Raw genomic sequence first — 15407 nt, forward strand, 5'->3', positions numbered from 1 at the left:
GGTTGCCCGGAGGCCCCGCGGTACCGCCGCGGCGTGGCGTCGTTCGCGTAGGCTGCGGCGGTGAGCGTCACCGAGCCACGGCCGGCGGCCAGGGGTCGCGACGGGGCGTTGACGGTGGTGGAGATCGCGCGGCTGGCGGGGGTCTCCGCGCCGACCGTGTCCCGGGTCCTGAACGGACAGTCCGGGGTGGCGCTGGCGACCCGGCAGCGGGTCGAGGCGGTGCTGCGCGAGCACGGCTACCGGCGTCCGGCCGGCAGCAGCTCGATCGCCGTGCTGGAGCTGGTGTTCCACGCGCTGGAGAGCCCGTGGGCGCTGGAGATCATCCGGGGCGTGGAGCGGGTCGCGCGGGAGAACGACCTGGCCGTGGTGCTCACCGAGATGCAGGGGCGGCTGACCCCGGGACGGGCCTGGACCGAGCAGGTGCTGACCCGCCGGCCGGCCGGCGTCATCGCCGTCTTCTCCGAGCTGACGGTCGCCCAGCAGTCGCAGCTGGCCACCCGGTCGGTACCGCTGGTCGTGCTGGACCCGACCGGTGAGCCGCTGCACCGGACGCCGTCGGTCGGGGCGACCAACTGGAACGGCGGCCTGGCCGCGACCCGGCACCTGCTGGACCTCGGCCACCGCCGCATCGCGATGCTCAGCGGCCCGGTCCAGTGGCCCTGCTGCCGTGCCCGCCTCGACGGCTACCGGGCGGCGATGGACGCCGCGGGGGTGCCGGTGGAGCCGGACCTGGTCCGGATCAGCACCCTCTACGTCGAGGGCGGGCTGGCCGACGGTGCCGCGCTGCTGCGCCTGCCGGAGCCGCCCACGGCCGTCTTCACCGCGAACGACCTCCAGGCGCTCGGGGTCTACGAGGCGGCCCGGCGGGCCGGCGTACGCGTGCCGGAGGAGCTGAGCGTGGTCGGCTTCGACGACCTCGCCTTCACCCGCTGGTCCGGGCCGCCGATGACCACCGTCCGCCAGCCGCTTGAGCAGATGGGCGCCACCGCCGCCCGGATGATCGTCGAACTGGCCGCCGGTCGGGCCCTGGAGCAGCACCGGGTCGAGCTGGCCACCCGGCTCGTCGTACGCGAGAGCACCGCACCCCCGCACGGCTCCTGCTGAGTCCCTCGGCGGGGCGCCTGTCGTCGCTCCCGGCCGGACGGGGCGAGTCGTCGGCGGCCGGCTGACCGGGTGCGCGCCGGCCGGTGCGCGTCGGCCCGGCCTTCCGGAACGTCACCGGAAGCGGACGCGCCCGCGGTGCCGTGATCGCCGGTGACCGGCGCGGACGCTGCTCCAATACATCCAAGCTCAGCGATGTATTGTGCTCCGAAAGGTTTCAATCGATACTTCGAAATGTTTCACACAGATGGCGGCGGGGTGGCCGCGGGTCGCCCCGCGCCGGCGTCGAAGGGATCCCAGATGAAACGCCTGCTAGCCACGCTCGGGGCCGTCGGAGTGACAGCGGCGCTGGCGCTGGTGGGGTTGACCCTCCCCACGCCGCCGGCCTCGGCGGCGACGCTGACCGAGGTCACCAACTTCGGTACGAACCCCAGTAACCTGCGGATGCACCTCTACGTACCGGACCGGCTCGCGGCCCGGCCGGCGATCCTGGTCGCCGTGCACTACTGCACCGGCTCGGGCCCGGCGTTCTACTCCGGTACCCAGTTCGCCTCCCTGGCCGACCGGTACGGCTACATCGTGATCTATCCGTCGGCGACCCGCAGCGGCCAGTGCTTCGACGTCTACACGCAGCAGGCGCTACGGCGCGACGGCGGCAGCGACCCCGTGTCGATCATGTCGATGGTCCGGTACGTGCAGCAGCGGTACAACACCGACCCGGCCCGGGTCTTCGCCACCGGTACCTCGTCCGGCGCGATGATGACCAACGTCCTGCTCGCGCTCTACCCCGACGTCTTCGCCGCCGGGGCGGCCTTCGCCGGGGTGCCGTTCAGCTGCTTCGCCACGACCGGCGGCTCGACCTGGAACAGCGAGTGCGCCAACGGCACCATCATCCGCACCGCGCAGCAGTGGGGCGACGCCGTGCGCAACGCCTATCCCGGCTACAGCGGACCGCGGCCGAGGATGCAGCTCTGGCACGGCACCAGCGACGAGACGCTGCGGTACCCGAACTTCGGTGAAGAGATCAAGCAGTGGACCAACGTCCACGGGCTGAGCCAGACGCCCACCTACACCGACACGCCGCAGTCGGGCTACACCCGGACCCGGTACGGCGGCAGCGGCGGCCAGGCCCCGGTCGAGGCGATCAGCATGCAGGGCGTGTCGCACAACCTGCCGGTCAACGCGGCCGAGGCGATCCGCTTCTTCGGGCTGGACAGCACCACCCCGCCCACCACCGCCCCGCCGACGACGGCGCCCCCGACCACCGCCCCGCCGACGACGGCTCCGCCCACCACCGCGCCGCCGACCACGGCGCCCCCGGCGGGCGGCTGCGCGGTGGCCTACGGCGTCAACGCCTGGAACAACGGCTTCACCGCCGCGATCACCATCACCAACCGGGGCAGCGGCGCCGTCAACGGCTGGAGCCTGGCGTTCACCCTCCCGGCCGGACAGACCATCACCTCCGGCTGGAACGCCTCGTACAGCCCGAGCAGCGGCGCGGTCACCGCCAGGAACGTCTCCTACAACGGCACCATCGCGCCGAACGCGTCGGTGAGCATCGGCTTCCAGGCCACGCACACCGGCAACACCGGGCGGCCGTCGTCCTTCACGCTCAACGGCACCGCCTGCACCATCGCCTGACCGCGTTCCGGGTGGCGCCGACCTCGCCGGCGCCACCCGGCTCCCCGGCGACCGCGCCGACCGGCCCGCCGCTCCGGCAGGCCCGGAGCCGCGCGCGGCCGGTCCGCACCGCACGGACTGGGATCGCGCCGCTCCCCGCCCCGGGCCACGCAAGCCGGATTGGCCGTGAGTGAAGCGGCACCACGCGGCCCCCGGCCCGCCGTTACGGTCGACCCATGGCCACGCCCGCGCTCTACGACGCGCACGCCGACTGGTACGAGGAGTACATCGGCACCGCCACCGAGGAGTACAACCGGCGCGTCGACGGGATGCTGCGCGACCTGCTCGGCGGTGGTACGGGTGGCTGCCTGGACGTGTGCTGCGGGACCGGGGCGCGGGCGGGCGTGCTGCGCGAACTGGGCTGGACGCCGCTCGGTGTCGACCTCTCCCGCGGGCAACTGCGGTACGGCGTACGGCGGTTGCCGGCCGCGGTGGGCGGCGCCGCCGCGCTGCCGGTACGCGACGGGGCGGTTCCGGCGGCGGTCTGCGTGCTCGGCCACACCGACCTGCCGGACTACCCGGCGGTGCTGCGGGAGGTCGCCCGTGCGCTGCGGCCCGGCGGGCGCTTCGTGCACGTCGGCGTGCACCCCTGTTTCGTGGGCGCCTTCGCCGACCGCCGCGATCCGACCAGGATCGTCGTCGACGAGCGGTACGCCGAGCGGGACCGCACCCTCGACGCGTGGTGCCCTTCCGGGGTGCGCGCCCGGGTGGGCGCCTGGCACGTTCCCGTCGCTGACCTGGTCAACGCGGTCACGGCGGCCGGCCTGCGGCTGCTGCGCGCGGCCGAGGCCGGGCCCGGCGGCGTGCCCGACATCTTCGGTCTGCTCGCCACGAAGGGCGAGTGACGAGGGGCACCGGGAAGCCGCCTGGTGGGCGCGGCGCCCCGGTGCGCGGCCGGCCCGATCTGGCAGTATGGCGATTGGTGTTCGAGTAGTGACCGACCGTCGATCTCCCCGGGAGTGCCCCATGACCTCGTCGCTCGATCCGCCCCGGGCCCGCGCCGGGGACGTGGCGGCCGCCATCCTGCAGGTGGACTCGCTGCTGGCCCGGATGGAAAACCCCGACCGGGTACCGCCGACCGGGTTGCGGGACACCCTGGTCTCCTCGATGGTGGACCTCTCCGACGTCACCGACGGCTTCTGCACCCTCGTCTACATGTTCGTCAGCAGTCTCCGTTCCGTGCACGAGGCGGCCGGGCGGGATGTGGTGGAGGGAGTGCTGCCGGGGGCGCTGCTCGCCCTGCGGCACATGCCGAAGTCGGTGGCCCCCGAGGCGATCCCGACGATGTCGGCGCTGATCACGGCGGCGGCGCTGAACCTGAGCCCGAGCCTGTGGCGGGCGCAGTTCGGGCCCTGGACCCCCCGCGAACTGCGCGCGCTGGAGGCGACGGCGCTGGTGCTGGCCATCCAGATCAACCGCATGCAGGGCGACGGTCGGGCGGCGGTTCGCCTGGTCACCGACGTGCTGGCCCGGGTCGAGGCGGACGGCGGGGTCGGATAGCGAGTCCATATAACGAGAAATTTGGCTCACATAGCGGGACGCGGTCTAGGGTTGCCGGCATGGCGACCGACGCGGCCGTGTACACCCACGGCCACCACGATTCCGTACTGCGCTCCCACCGCTGGCGCACCGCCGAGAACTCCGCCGCCTACCTGCTGCCGGAGCTGCGGCCGGACATGACGATCCTCGACGTGGGCTGCGGCCCCGGGACCATCAGCGCGGACCTGGCGGCCCGGGTGCCGCAGGGGCACGTCACCGCGGTCGACGCCGCGGCGGGCGTACTGGACGAGGCCCGCGAGCTGGCGCGCGACCGCGGGCTCACCAACATCGACTTCGCGGTCGCCGACGTGCATGCCCTGGACTACCCGGACGACACCTTCTCGGTGGTGCACGCGCACCAGGTGTTGCAGCACGTCGGCGACCCGGTGGGGGCCCTGCGCGAGATGCGCCGGGTGACCAGGCCGGGCGGCATCGTCGCGGTACGGGAGTGCGACTACGCCGCGATGGTCTGGTACCCCGAGGTCCCCGTCCTCGACGAGTGGCGCGCGCTCTACCGCCGGGTCGCCCGCGCCAACGGCGGCGAGCCGGACGCCGGACGCCGGCTGCACGCCTGGGCGCGGGAGGCCGGTTTCACCGAGATCACCGCCTCCACCGGCAACTGGTGCTACACCACGGAGCAGGAGCGCGCCTGGTGGAGCGCCCTCTGGGCGGAGCGCACGCTCGCCGCCACGTACGCCCGCCGGGCCACCGAGGTCGGGCACGCCACGACCGCCCAGCTGGAACGGATCGCCGACGGGTGGCGCGAGTGGGGCGTCCACCCCGACGGCTGGTTCACGGTCCTCAACGGCGAGATCCTCTGCCGGGTACGCTGACCGGCCGCGGCGGAGACGGCTACCGGACGGCAAGCCGTCGCCGCTCCGCCCCGCGCCGGAGGGGCGACGAGCCCGATCACGGGGAGCGAACGGTGGCCGCCTTGTCGCGCTCCCTCTCGAAGCGGTCGAGGATGGCGTCTAGACCCAGCGCGAAACGATGGGTGAACTGGCCGAGCAGAAGTTCGCCGGTCACGGCGGTGAGGTCGGGGTACTGCTCGGGCGGCAGCGCCGCGAGGAAGGATTTGACCTGGTCGAGGCGGCCTGCCTGGCCGGTCCCCTTGCCGAAGGCGGTCTCCTGGCTGGCGAAGCCGACCACGTAGTTCAGGAAGACGATGTAGCCGTAGCTGGCTAGCTTGTCGGTGAAGCCATGCTCGCGCAGGGCGCCGATCACATGGTCGGCCAGGCGGAGGCCGTTCGGCCCGAACATCGGTCGTCCGAGCAGCAATTGCGGGGTGGCCGGGTGTTCGATGATCGCCCTGCGCAGGCCATGCCCGATCACGTCAAGCTGCTGACGCCACCCGGAGTGCCGCGACGGCAGCGCACACTGGCCGACAACATGGTCGATCACCAGCGCGAACAGCTCCTCCTTGCCTTTCACGTGCCAGTACAGCGACGGCGACTTGATGCCCAACCGGGCGGCCAGCTTGCGCGTGCTGAACTGTTCGACCCCATCGGCATCCAGCAGCTCAAGAGCCGCGCGCACGATCTCCGCACGGTCCAGCCGTCCATGGCCGTCACCACTGTCGGGCCACGGGTATGGCCACGCCCGCCCAGCCATCCCTTCCCCTCTCGTCCGTGGAGGCAGCCTACCATTGCAAGGGGTTACCTATCACTGATAGTTTCCGCCTATCGACGATAGGGGGATGTTCGATGGTTGCCGTATCGACACAGGGATCGACCAGCCGAACGACGAGTTGGCTGCCGCTGGTCGCGGTCGTGCTCGCGGTGTTCGTGCTGATGCTCGACGCGACCGTGGTGACCGTCGCGTTGCCGGCCATGGCCCGTGACCTCGATGGCGACGTCACTGACCTGCAATGGGTGATGAACGCCTACACGATCGCCATGGCCGCCGTTCAGCTCAGCGCCGGTGCGCTCGCTGACCGGTACGGTCGGCGGAGGCTGTTCCTGATCTCCGTCGGATGGTTCGCGATGGCCTCGGTGGCCTGCGGCCTCGCGACGACACTCACGATGCTGATCGCCGCGCGAGTCGCGCAAGGGCTCGCCGGCGCCATCATGTTCGCCACCACGCTCGCGTTGATCGGGCAGAACTACACCGGCGCGGCGCGCGGCACGGCGTTCGCCGTCCGCGGTACGACGGCGGGGATCGCGGTGGTACTTGGCCCGGTCATCGGCGGCCTGCTCACCGACGGCCTCGGCTGGCGGTGGATCTTCTTGGTCAACCTGCCCGTCGCGGCCGCCGCGATGACCATCGGTTGGTCGAAGCTGCGCCGCGGCGAGGAACTGCTGCGGCACCGCCGGATCGACGTGCCGGGCCCGCTGCTGCTCGCCATCGGGCTCGTCGCGCTCGTCTACGCGCTCCTCAGCGCCAACAACAGGGGCTGGACCGACCCGCTGATTCTCAGTTGTCTCACCGGTGCCGGTCTAGCCCTCGCCGCGTTCCTCGTCGTCGAGAGCGGGCTCACCCACCCCATGCTCGACCTGCGGCTCTTTGCCGACCGCACATTCGTCGCCACCCAGATCGGCTCGTTCACCGTCCAGGGCAGCGTTTTCGCCTTGTTCGTCTTCTTCTCCGTCTACTTCCAGAACCACCTCGGCAAGAGCGTCATCGGAGCGGGACTGTCCTTCCTGCCCATCGTCATTCCAATCATGATCGCCGGGGCGGCGGTGGGCGCCTTCCTCGATCGCATCCCGCCCCGACTCACCATCGGCGTCTCCCTCGCACTCATCGGCGTCGGGCTGCTGCTCATGCTCGGGGTCACCGAGCGCACCGGCTGGAGCCACTTCCTGGCAGGCATGGTCGTCACCGGCCTCGGCTGCGGCGTCGCCCTGCCCGTGCTCGGTGCTCTCGCCGTCGATGTCCCGCCAGCACAGGTCGGCGTGGCCGCCGGCGTCAACAACACCGCGCTACAACTCGGATTCGCCCTCGGCATCGCCAGCTACGGCGCCGTCCTCGGCACCTTCCCGGAAACCGCCGCCGGCTTCGCCGACGGGCTCAACCACCTCATCGCCATCGGCGCCGGCACCGCCATCATCGGTGCGGCCACTGCCACCGTCCTACTTCGATCCGGCCAGCGACGCACGGCCAGCTGAGCCGCGATCAACCGGGGCGGCGCGGAGGAATCCCCATCCTCCAGCGCGGGAGGGACGTCAACGGGGCAGGAGCGGGCCGAGCGGGCCGAGGTCGAGGTTCAGGTCCTCGGGGGCGAGCCCGAAGTGTTCCCGGAGTTCGGTCATCTGCTCGTCCAGCGCCATCAGCGTCGCGCCGATCCGCTCGATCTGCTCGTCGGTGAGGTCGCCCTGGTCGATCCGGCGCAGCGCCTGCCGCTCCATCAGCTGCCGCAGCAACTCCACGATGGTCAGCACCAGCCCGCCGAGGCCGCGCTCGACCCCGTCCCGATCCAGTTGCACGCCGCGCGCGAGCCGCCGGGGCTCGGGAATCCCGACGTCCCCGCCGGCCGCGCCCGCGTCGCCGGTCATCGCGGCGCCTCCGGTCCGCCCGCCGCCGCGCGCACCGACGAGAGCAGCGCCCGCAGCGAGACGTAGACCAGGTCCACGTCCGCGATGGAGAGGGCGAGTTCGCCGCTGACCACCACCCCGCGCGCGAGCACCCGGTCGAGCAGGTCGACCAGGGCCACCGGGCGGTAGTCGTCGGCGCCGTCCGGTACCGGCGCGCCGACGACCTCGCCCGTCAGGGCGTCGCTCGTCGAGGCGTCGTCACGGGTCCACGCGTCACCCATCGTGCCGCCCCCCGTCGTCGATGTCGGCGAACGAGTACGGCGGCCACGGCCCGGTCAGTTCGAGCCGGATCGCGGGGTACCGCCCGGCGAGCGCCTCGACCAGGTTCGCGAAGTCCGTACCGCCGTCGGCGTCGACCAGGTAGGCGCCGTTGAGCAGCATCTGCTCCGGTACGCCGCTGAGCCCCCGGTCCTGCGGCGCGTGCCGCCTGGCCGCCCGGGCGTGCCGGGCCAGGGCCTCGTGCGTCGCCTGCGCGGCGCGCGCCGCCGCCCGCCCCGCCGCCTCGGTGGCGGCCAACTGGGCCCGGCGTCGCAGCAGGTACGCCGTGCCGGCCCCGCCGGCGCCCCCGGACGCGGCCGGCGCGCTCGCCGCGGCGCCCGCCCCGGGTACGGCGTATGCCTTCACGCCCCACTCGACCCGGCCGGCGACCCGGTCGAACGCGGCCCGGAAGTCGTCCCGCCGCTGGGCCAGCGCCTCCCGCAGCCCGCCCTCGTCGCGGTAGACGGTGGCGAGCCGGGCCGGCACCACCGGGCCGAGTCGCGCCAGCACGTCGGCGACGCGGTGGTGCTCGCGGGCCACCCGCTCCAGCCACGTCAGGTCTTCGAGGTTGCGGCGCAGCGCGACCTCGCCGTACTCGGTCGGGGCGACCGGGGCCACCACGGCCACCAGACCGTCCGCCGCGACCGGCCGGACCGGTCCGCCACCGACGCCGGTGATCCCGGCGAGCCGGCCGGCGTCCGGGCCGGGCGTCACGGCGTGCAGCCAGAGAACGGGTTCCTCGCTCAACGCTCCTCCTCTCCGCCGGTCAACTCGCCCCGGTCGTCGCCCGGCGGCACCGGGCGGCGCGGGCGCGCGGTCAGGAACGGGTCGTGCTCCCACCAGTCGATGCCCATCTCCCGGGCGGTGTCGACCGAGGCCACCACCAGCCGGAGCTTGATCGTCAACAGCTCGATGTCGAGCAGGTTCACCCGGATGTCGCCGGCGATCACGATGCCCCGGTCGAGCACCCGCTCCAGGATGTCGGCGAGGTTGCCCGACTGCCCGGTCGCGGGAAGCCCGTACCCGCCGGACGTGGCCGGATACTCCGGTACGCCCGTCATCGCGACTCGCTCCCGCCGTCGCCGCGTCCGCGTGGGTAGCGCCGGACCCGGCGGTACCCGATCAGCTCGCCCTCGGCGTCGACCTGCACCTCGTAGACGGCGAGGATGTCGGTGGAGGAGGGGATGCGCCGATCCTCGATCACCTCCACCCCGACCGTCCAGCCGTCCTCCGTCCGGTCCAGCGAGGTGACCCCGGTGGGCGTCTTGGTGGTCAGCTCGGCGACGTGTTCCAGACCGGCCCGCGCCGCGAGCCGCGCCGGCAGCGGCGCCGCCCGGTCCGGCTCGTCCGGCTGTTCCGGCTCGTCGGGCTGTTCCGGCTCGTCGGGCTGTTGCGGCTCGTCCGGCTGTTCCGGCTCGTCGTCGTACCGCTCGTCCGGCTCCTCGGGCCGGGCGCGGCGGCGTCGGGCGGCGCGGCCTTCCCGTTCGGTCCGCCCTGCGCTGGGCATCTGATCACCTCTGCTTCCGTTCGTTCCGCCGGCTGCTTCCGTTCGTTCGTGACCTGCCGCCGGGCGGCTTCGGTCACGCGATCAGGCGGTCGAGGATCTGCTGCCGGGCGGCGGCCAACTCCTCGGGGGAGATCTGGCCCTCCTTCGCCGCCGTGTCCAGCTCGGCCAACCGGCGCCAGGCCCGGGCCGGGTCGTAGAGTTCCTGCTCCGCCTGGGTAAGCAGGACCCGGGCCAGCGCCGTCACCCCGCGCACCGGGGCGAGCGGCAGCGTCAGCAACGTGAGCAGCATCGCCGCTCACCCCCTCGGCCGCGTACCACCGGCGAAGTCGTACGCCGCGAGCGGCCCGACCAGCCGTACCGTGGCCCGGTCCCGCCACTCGTCGGTGATCCCGTCGACGGCCCGCTCGAAGTCCGCCCGCCGGTCCTCGTCGACGAGGAACGCGACGTTGGCGGCGTCCTGTTCGTGCAGCGGCGACTGCGGTACGTGCGCCACGGCCACCGGCCCGAGCAACTGGACGAGGCGTTCGGTGTCCGCCGCGCGGCGCGCCTCGACCTCCTGGCTGAGGATCTCGCCGAGCCGGATGCGCAGGTCCATGCCGGTCTCCTCCGGCTGGCCCCGCAGCTGTTCGCGCAGCCGCGCGGCCTCGGAGTTCTGTTCGAGCACCTCGGTCAGCACCGCGCGCTCGTCGTACCGGGCCCGGACCAGGTACTCGACCCGTCCCTCCAACTCCTCCAGCGCGGCCCGGTACTCGTCCCGGCCGGCCGCGAGCAGCTCGGTGACCGCCTCCGGGCTGGTCAGCACCGTGCCGAAGCGCACCGGCAGCACCGGTGCCGCCAGCGCCGTCGCGTCGAGCAACTCCTTGTACGCGACCAGCTGCTCCGGCAGGCCCAGCCGCACGTCGAGCGGGATCTCGCTCACCAGCGCCCCGATCCCGTCGTGGCTCAGCACCGTCACCGGCCCCAGCGACTCGTCCAGGCCGCGGGCCGCCGAGGTGGCCTCCACGTCGTCCGGTACCAGCCCGTAGAGGAACCATCCGCGCTCCGGGGCGGTACCGTCGGCCGGCGCCGCGGGCGATGTCGATCGGTCGGTCATCTCAGTCCTCCTCCCGGCGCCGCCGACGCGGTGCCCGTTCCCGCTCGCGGCCGGCCCCGCCGACGAGTTCGCCGAGCGCGTCACCGGCCTTCTCCACCAGCCCCGCCTTCGGCCCACCGACGAGGTCGGGCAGGCCCTTGCCCTGCGTACCGGAGAGGTCGAGCCGGTTGGTCGCCTCCGCGAACCGCAGGTACGTGTCCACGCTGGCCACCACCACCCGGGCGTCGATGGTCAGCAGTTGGATGCCGACGATGCCGACGGAGACGTGCGCGTCGATCACCACGCCCTTGTCGAGGATCGTCGCCACCACGTCGGCCAGGTCCGAGCCGCTGCTGCCGCCACCGCCGGCCGCCGCGCTCGTACCGGTTGGTTCGATCGTCATCGCCGTCCCTTTCGGTTCGTGCGGGCCCGCTCGCCGGTACCGCGCTCCTGGTCCTGGTCCTGGCCCGAGCCACGCCCCCGCTTCGGGCCGGGCTCGTCGCGCCGCACCACCCGCCCGTCACGGATCTCCACGCGCGAGCCCTCGATCTCGTCGGGCCGCAGGATCGACTGGGTCATGACGTGCCGCGCGAAGTGCTTCAGCTCCAGCCGCGCCCGCCGGCCCTGGGCGCGCCAGAGGTTGCCGGTCCGCTCGAAGAGCCCCTGCGGGTGGTACTCCAGCACCAGCAGGATGCGGGTCAGGCTCGGCGTCAGCGCGTGGAAGGTGACGGTGCCGTCCACGTGCCCCTTCTTGCCGCTGGAGCGCCAGACGATCCGCTCGTCGGGCACCTGCTCCAGCACCGTCGCCTCCCAGCTGCGGTGCGACCAGAAGACCTGCGCCTTCCAGGTCAGCTTTTCGTCGGAGGTCCGCTCGACGTGCTCGACCTTCTTGGTGAAGCGGGGAAAGTCCTCGTACCGGGTCCACTGGTTGTAGGCGACCCGCACCGGCACCCCGACGTCGATCGACTCGACGATGTTGGTCACCTTCACCTTGTTCGACCCGCCGCCGCCCTTGCCGAGAGCCGCCTTGAGCTGCTCCTTCCCGGCCGCCAGGCCGGCGCTCAGCCCGGCCCGTGCGGGCGAGCGCCCCTCGGCCAGCTTGCGGGCTCCCGCGGCCGCGGCGGCCCGGCCCGGCCCGCCCCCGTCGGCGTACTCGGTCAGCCGGCTGGTGGCCGAGCCGATCCGCGCGGTCGCCGTGGAGACCAGGCGTTCGCCGGCCGCGCCGGCCAGGTTGCGCAGCTCGCCGCCGATCCGCTCGGCGAGCAGTTCCCGGATGGGGCGGCTTTCCGTCGTCGTCCGAGGCATGGCGATCACTTCCCCCGCCGGCGTACCGGCGCGGCGCTCTCCGCCGCCCGTGCCGGTGCGCTCTTCTTCGCCCGGGTCGTGCTGTTCTGCGCCCGTGCCGGCGCGCCCTTCGCCCGGGTCGTGGCGGCCTTGCCCTGCTGTGCCGACGAACGCCGAGCCGGGCCGCTCCCGCTCCGCGCCGCCGCGGCCGGTTCGTCCTCGTCTTCCCCGTCGTCCTCGTCCTCCGGCAGGTCGTCGTCCTCGCCCTCGTCTTCCCCGTCGTCTTCGTCTTCGTCCTCGTCCTCGTCCTCGGGCAGGTCCGCTTCGTCGTCCCGCTCGGCGTTGAGGTCGTCGTCCTCGTTGTCCCGCTCGTCGTCCCCGTCGCCGAGGTCGTCGTCCCCGTCGTCGAACTCGTCGTCGTCGAACTCCTCGTCGTCCTCGACGTCCCGCTCGTCGAGGTCCTCGTCGGAGCGGCCCTTGTCGAGGTCCCGGGCGTCCTTCGCCGCCGTCTTCCCCCCGCCGGAGCCGCTGCCGCCGGACTGGCGGAGCAGCTCGGCCCGGTCGTGCAGGTTGTCGCTGAGCGAGTCGATGCGCCTGGTCACGGCGCTCGTGGCCGCCGCCCGGGCCGCGGTGACCAGCGGACCGCCGAGCGTGGTCAGCCGGCCGAGTTCGCCGGTGCCGCCCAGCGCCTTCGCGCCGCGACGCAGCAGGTCGCCCGAGTTGCCGCTGAACCGTCCGGCCGCCACCGCGCCGCCGAGGGCGAGCACCAGCCGGAGCTTGCGGCGCCGACCGAGTAGATAGCCGGCACTGGCCGCCAGTGCGAACTGGGCTGCGCGATTCATTCCGCTGCCTCCTTCGGATCCGGCCGGCCGGGCCACGCCGACCCTCCGTCGGCGCCGGCCACCGGTCGGCTGTCTCGTGCCGGAAACCATTTCCGGACAGGCGCTGGCGGTACCCATTTCGCTTTTCGCCAGAAACGCTTTACCGGGTTCTTGTGCGGCTTGGCACAAAGCCTGGACGGCGGCACTGACCAGCGATAATGCGCCGGGCGAATGGGGTGATCATTACGCCGGACATGATCGGTGATGGAACGGTCAGTCGGCGATGCGAGTGCGTAAACGGAATCGCCGCGCGTATCGGTTGAAGATCGCGGCCGGGCCGCAACCTCGCAAAACGGCGCGGTCGTCTGGCACCACCGACCGACGCCGACAGGTCGCCCGGCGGGAGTGGACCAGCTCCCAGCGCTGACCGTGGCGCGTCACAATCGCCGGGGCTGTGCCGTCGGGCTATAGAGACGCCGAAATCGAGGAGGGCGACATGTCCGCTTCCACCGCAGCCGACCAGGACGACGTCCGGTCGCGCCTGCCCGACCCCGCCCGGTTCTTCCCCGAGCTGGGGGAGATCGCCGCGGCGATGACGAGGGCGACCCGCAACGGTGCGGTCCCGCGGAGCACGATCGGCCTCGTGCAGCTCCGCGCCGGACAGATCGTCGGCAGCACCTACCACACGGTCCGGCAGAGCGGGCTCCTCCGCGGGGCCGGCGAGCCGGAGGAGCGGATCACGGCGGTGGCGTCCTGGCCGGATGCCCCCTACTTCACCGACGCCGAGCGGGTCGCGCTGGAGTTGGTCGACGCCGTCCTGACCCCGAACCCGTCGGGGGAGCGCGTCCCGGACGAGCTGTACGAGAGGGCCGCCGCCCACTACGACGAGAAGGCGCTCTGGACGTTGATCCTGGCGATCGGCCAGATCTGCTTCTTCGTACCCGTCGCGCTGATCGCGAGGCCGATCCCCGGCAGGGCCCCGGGGAAGAACTACCGTCGGTGACGCCGGCGGGGTCGGGGCGCGGCACCCACCGCACCCCGGCTCCGCCGGCCGCGGGTCAGACCGTGATGCCGAGCCGCCCGATCGGTTCGAGCAGCTCCTCCTCCTCGTACGTCAGGTGCGACAGGAGCAGTTCGGCGAGGCGGTCGTACTCCGAGCGCACGGCGGGCAGCCGCTCCGGATCGCCGATCATCTCCACCAGCGCGCGGTCGAGCCGGGTCAGCACGCCGGCGATCACCTCGTGCTCCTCGCCGAGCCGGTCCAGTACCGGCCCGAGGTCGCCGTCGCGCTCCCGCAGCTCGACGAACATCCGCTGGTCCTCGATCGTGTGGTGCATGGTGACCACCCGGCAGTACGAGGCGCAGAACGCGCCGAGCGTCCAGTAGTTCTGCCGCATCGACATCCGGTTGATCAACGAACGGGCCGAGGCCGGGTCGCTGTGTCCGGCGGCGACCTGCTCGATCACCTCGCCGAGCTGCTGCAGCTCGCTGCGCAGGTTGTCGTGGAAGTAGACCAGCGCCTCGGCGGCGGCCCGCCCGGCGGCCGTGCTGGGCGCGTCGGGGTCGCGGGGCGCGCGGGGCCGGGTCGCCGGGTCGAGGGCGGGCTCCCGGCCGGTGGTGCGCTCCGAGGGTGCCAGGTCGGTCTGCGGATCCGCCGGCCCGGCCGCGCCGGTGCCGGCCGCGACCGCCGTGTCGGTGCCGCGCGCCGCGGCGACCGCCGCCCGTACGGCGGGCGCGACCTCCTCGGCGAAGCGCCGCAGGTCCGACTCGACCGCCCGGCCCGGGGCGAGGATGAAGCCGCTGATCCCCTGGTCCAGTGCCAGCTCGGTGAGCTGTTCGACCCAGATCCGGGGCGGGCCCTGCAGGAACCCGCCGGGGCGCGCGGAGAAGGTGCCGCCGACGTTGTACCAGCGGCGGATCTCCGCCGGGTCGCGCCCGGCCTCCTCGGCGGCCCGGTCGATCACCTTCGCGAGCTCGGGCAGCTGGTCCGGCCCGGCATAGCCGGAGCTGGGAATCCAGCCGTCGGCGAGCCGGCCGGTGAGCGCCAGCAGCCGCGGCTTGTACGCCCCGATCCAGATGCCGATCGGATGCGCCGGCGGGGGACCGGGCTGCGCGCCGGCCAGCGAGTAGTGCTTGCCGGCGAAGTGGACGGGCGCGCCGGGCGTCCAGAGCGACCGCAGCACGGTGATCGCCTCCGCGAGGGCGTCGACCGACTCGCCCGGGCTCCGCTCGGTACCGCCCATCGCGGCGATGCCCCCGGGGAAGCCGCCGGCGCCGAGCCCCAACTCGAACCGGCCGCCGCTGAGCAGGTCGAGCGTGGCCGCGGCCCGGGCCAGCACGGCCGGCGGCCGTAACGGCACGTTCGCCACGTCGGGGAAGAGGACGAGCCGCTCGGTCTGCCGGGCCAGGGCGGAGAGCAGGGTCCAGGTGTCGAGGAAGCCCGGCTGGTACGGGTGGTCCTGCACCCCGAGGATGTCCAGCCCGAACGTGTCGGCGGTACGGGCGAGGGCGACGGTGCGCTCCGGCTCCCGGGCGTCCGGTACGAGGAACGCGCCGAAGAGCAGCGGATGGCGATGATCGGGCACGGGGACACTCCAGCTCGGTACGGGCACGGG

At 73.1% G+C, this 15407-nt stretch carries 17 protein-coding genes and 2 pseudogenes; 7 read left to right on the plus strand and 12 right to left on the minus strand.

Annotation, left to right across the window (positions count from 1 at the left end):
* Positions 1 to 60: 60 nt before the first annotated feature.
* The 5 genes from AB0J86_RS18705 (at position 61) to AB0J86_RS18725 (ending at position 5153) form a co-directional block, all read left to right on the plus strand.
* Positions 61 to 1104, plus strand: a complete 1044-nt coding sequence (locus tag AB0J86_RS18705; protein ID WP_363858624.1) for a LacI family DNA-binding transcriptional regulator — start codon at positions 61 to 63, stop codon at positions 1102 to 1104.
* A 297-nt stretch (positions 1105 to 1401) separates the two neighbouring features.
* Positions 1402 to 2742, plus strand: coding sequence for a PHB depolymerase family esterase (locus AB0J86_RS18710; protein ID WP_363858626.1), 1341 nt, complete (start codon positions 1402 to 1404; stop codon positions 2740 to 2742).
* Between the two features lie 215 nt (positions 2743 to 2957).
* Positions 2958 to 3626 (plus strand): class I SAM-dependent methyltransferase, encoded by a 669-nt coding sequence (locus tag AB0J86_RS18715; protein ID WP_363858628.1) that lies wholly within the window; start codon positions 2958 to 2960, stop codon positions 3624 to 3626.
* A 121-nt stretch (positions 3627 to 3747) separates the two neighbouring features.
* Positions 3748 to 4281: a hypothetical protein gene (locus tag AB0J86_RS18720; protein ID WP_363858630.1), complete on the plus strand. Its 534-nt coding sequence runs from the start codon at positions 3748 to 3750 to the stop codon at positions 4279 to 4281.
* A 77-nt stretch (positions 4282 to 4358) separates the two neighbouring features.
* Entirely contained in the window at positions 4359 to 5153 is a 795-nt protein-coding gene (locus tag AB0J86_RS18725) for a methyltransferase domain-containing protein (protein ID WP_363858817.1), read from the plus strand.
* A gap of 76 nt (positions 5154 to 5229) precedes the next feature.
* Here the strand turns inward: AB0J86_RS18725 and AB0J86_RS18730 are convergent, their stop codons facing one another.
* A complete protein-coding gene (locus tag AB0J86_RS18730; RefSeq protein WP_363858632.1) occupies positions 5230 to 5856 on the minus strand; it encodes a TetR/AcrR family transcriptional regulator C-terminal domain-containing protein in 627 nt (208 codons plus the stop codon).
* Between the two features lie 167 nt (positions 5857 to 6023).
* Between AB0J86_RS18730 and AB0J86_RS18735 the strand changes: the two genes are divergently transcribed.
* On the plus strand, positions 6024 to 7424 hold the full coding sequence (locus AB0J86_RS18735; RefSeq protein WP_363858634.1) for an MFS transporter: 1401 nt from the start codon (positions 6024 to 6026) through the stop codon (positions 7422 to 7424).
* Positions 7425 to 7481: 57 nt separating this feature from the next.
* Here the strand turns inward: AB0J86_RS18735 and AB0J86_RS18740 are convergent, their stop codons facing one another.
* From AB0J86_RS18740 to AB0J86_RS18785, 10 genes and pseudogenes are all read right to left on the minus strand, one after another.
* Complete coding sequence (locus tag AB0J86_RS18740; protein WP_363858636.1) at positions 7482 to 7811, minus strand: gas vesicle protein K; 330 nt, start codon at positions 7809 to 7811, stop codon at positions 7482 to 7484.
* Positions 7808 to 8071, minus strand: coding sequence for a gas vesicle protein (locus tag AB0J86_RS18745; RefSeq protein WP_363858641.1), 264 nt, complete (start codon positions 8069 to 8071; stop codon positions 7808 to 7810). The genes AB0J86_RS18740 and AB0J86_RS18745 overlap by 4 nt, the downstream gene beginning before the upstream one ends.
* Complete coding sequence (locus tag AB0J86_RS18750; RefSeq protein ID WP_363858643.1) at positions 8064 to 8855, minus strand: GvpL/GvpF family gas vesicle protein; 792 nt, start codon at positions 8853 to 8855, stop codon at positions 8064 to 8066. Before AB0J86_RS18750 ends, AB0J86_RS18745 begins: the two co-directional genes overlap by 8 nt.
* Positions 8856 to 8971: 116 nt before the next feature.
* Positions 8972 to 9088, minus strand: a pseudogene (gene gvpJ, locus AB0J86_RS18755) (gas vesicle protein GvpJ); the annotation flags it as partial.
* A 77-nt stretch (positions 9089 to 9165) separates the two neighbouring features.
* Positions 9166 to 9615, minus strand: a complete 450-nt coding sequence (gene gvpO, locus AB0J86_RS18760) for a gas vesicle protein GvpO (RefSeq protein WP_363858645.1) — start codon at positions 9613 to 9615, stop codon at positions 9166 to 9168.
* Between the two features lie 73 nt (positions 9616 to 9688).
* Positions 9689 to 9904, minus strand: a complete 216-nt coding sequence (locus tag AB0J86_RS18765) for a gas vesicle protein GvpG (protein WP_363858647.1) — start codon at positions 9902 to 9904, stop codon at positions 9689 to 9691.
* A 6-nt stretch (positions 9905 to 9910) separates the two neighbouring features.
* Positions 9911 to 10708: a GvpL/GvpF family gas vesicle protein gene (locus AB0J86_RS18770; RefSeq protein ID WP_363858649.1), complete on the minus strand. Its 798-nt coding sequence runs from the start codon at positions 10706 to 10708 to the stop codon at positions 9911 to 9913.
* Between the two features lie 172 nt (positions 10709 to 10880).
* A pseudogene (gene gvpJ, locus AB0J86_RS18775) lies at positions 10881 to 11090 on the minus strand (gas vesicle protein GvpJ); the annotation flags it as partial.
* Entirely contained in the window at positions 11087 to 11992 is a 906-nt protein-coding gene (locus AB0J86_RS18780; RefSeq protein ID WP_363858651.1) for an SRPBCC family protein, read from the minus strand. The gene AB0J86_RS18780 and the pseudogene gvpJ (AB0J86_RS18775), both read right to left, overlap by 4 nt.
* Positions 11993 to 11997: 5 nt before the next feature.
* Positions 11998 to 12813: a hypothetical protein gene (locus AB0J86_RS18785; protein WP_363858653.1), complete on the minus strand. Its 816-nt coding sequence runs from the start codon at positions 12811 to 12813 to the stop codon at positions 11998 to 12000.
* 475 nt (positions 12814 to 13288) lie between these two features.
* Between AB0J86_RS18785 and AB0J86_RS18790 the strand changes: the two genes are divergently transcribed.
* A complete protein-coding gene (locus tag AB0J86_RS18790; protein WP_363858655.1) occupies positions 13289 to 13795 on the plus strand; it encodes a carboxymuconolactone decarboxylase family protein in 507 nt (168 codons plus the stop codon).
* Positions 13796 to 13850: 55 nt separating this feature from the next.
* Here AB0J86_RS18790 and AB0J86_RS18795 read toward each other — a convergent pair whose 3' ends face one another.
* Positions 13851 to 15377: an LLM class flavin-dependent oxidoreductase gene (locus AB0J86_RS18795; RefSeq protein WP_363858657.1), complete on the minus strand. Its 1527-nt coding sequence runs from the start codon at positions 15375 to 15377 to the stop codon at positions 13851 to 13853.
* Between the last annotated feature and the right edge of the window lie 30 nt (positions 15378 to 15407).

The sequence above is a fragment of the Micromonospora sp. NPDC049559 genome (assembly GCF_040676675.1).
Classification (GTDB): domain Bacteria; phylum Actinomycetota; class Actinomycetes; order Mycobacteriales; family Micromonosporaceae; genus JBFAPK01.

Coding starts and splice junctions, on each gene's coding strand:
- AB0J86_RS18710 (WP_363858626.1), top strand. CDS start 1,402: ATGAAACGCCTGCTAGCCACGCTCGGGGCCGTCGGAGTGACAGCGGCG.
- AB0J86_RS18715 (WP_363858628.1), top strand. CDS start 2,958: ATGGCCACGCCCGCGCTCTACGACGCGCACGCCGACTGGTACGAGGAG.
- AB0J86_RS18720 (WP_363858630.1), top strand. CDS start 3,748: ATGACCTCGTCGCTCGATCCGCCCCGGGCCCGCGCCGGGGACGTGGCG.
- AB0J86_RS18735 (WP_363858634.1), top strand. CDS start 6,024: ATGGTTGCCGTATCGACACAGGGATCGACCAGCCGAACGACGAGTTGG.
- AB0J86_RS18740 (WP_363858636.1), bottom strand. CDS start 7,811: ATGACCGGCGACGCGGGCGCGGCCGGCGGGGACGTCGGGATTCCCGAG.
- AB0J86_RS18745 (WP_363858641.1), bottom strand. CDS start 8,071: ATGGGTGACGCGTGGACCCGTGACGACGCCTCGACGAGCGACGCCCTG.
- gvpO (WP_363858645.1), bottom strand. CDS start 9,615: ATGCCCAGCGCAGGGCGGACCGAACGGGAAGGCCGCGCCGCCCGACGC.
- AB0J86_RS18765 (WP_363858647.1), bottom strand. CDS start 9,904: ATGCTGCTCACGTTGCTGACGCTGCCGCTCGCCCCGGTGCGCGGGGTG.
- AB0J86_RS18770 (WP_363858649.1), bottom strand. CDS start 10,708: ATGACCGACCGATCGACATCGCCCGCGGCGCCGGCCGACGGTACCGCC.
- AB0J86_RS18780 (WP_363858651.1), bottom strand. CDS start 11,992: ATGCCTCGGACGACGACGGAAAGCCGCCCCATCCGGGAACTGCTCGCC.
- AB0J86_RS18785 (WP_363858653.1), bottom strand. CDS start 12,813: ATGAATCGCGCAGCCCAGTTCGCACTGGCGGCCAGTGCCGGCTATCTA.
- AB0J86_RS18790 (WP_363858655.1), top strand. CDS start 13,289: ATGTCCGCTTCCACCGCAGCCGACCAGGACGACGTCCGGTCGCGCCTG.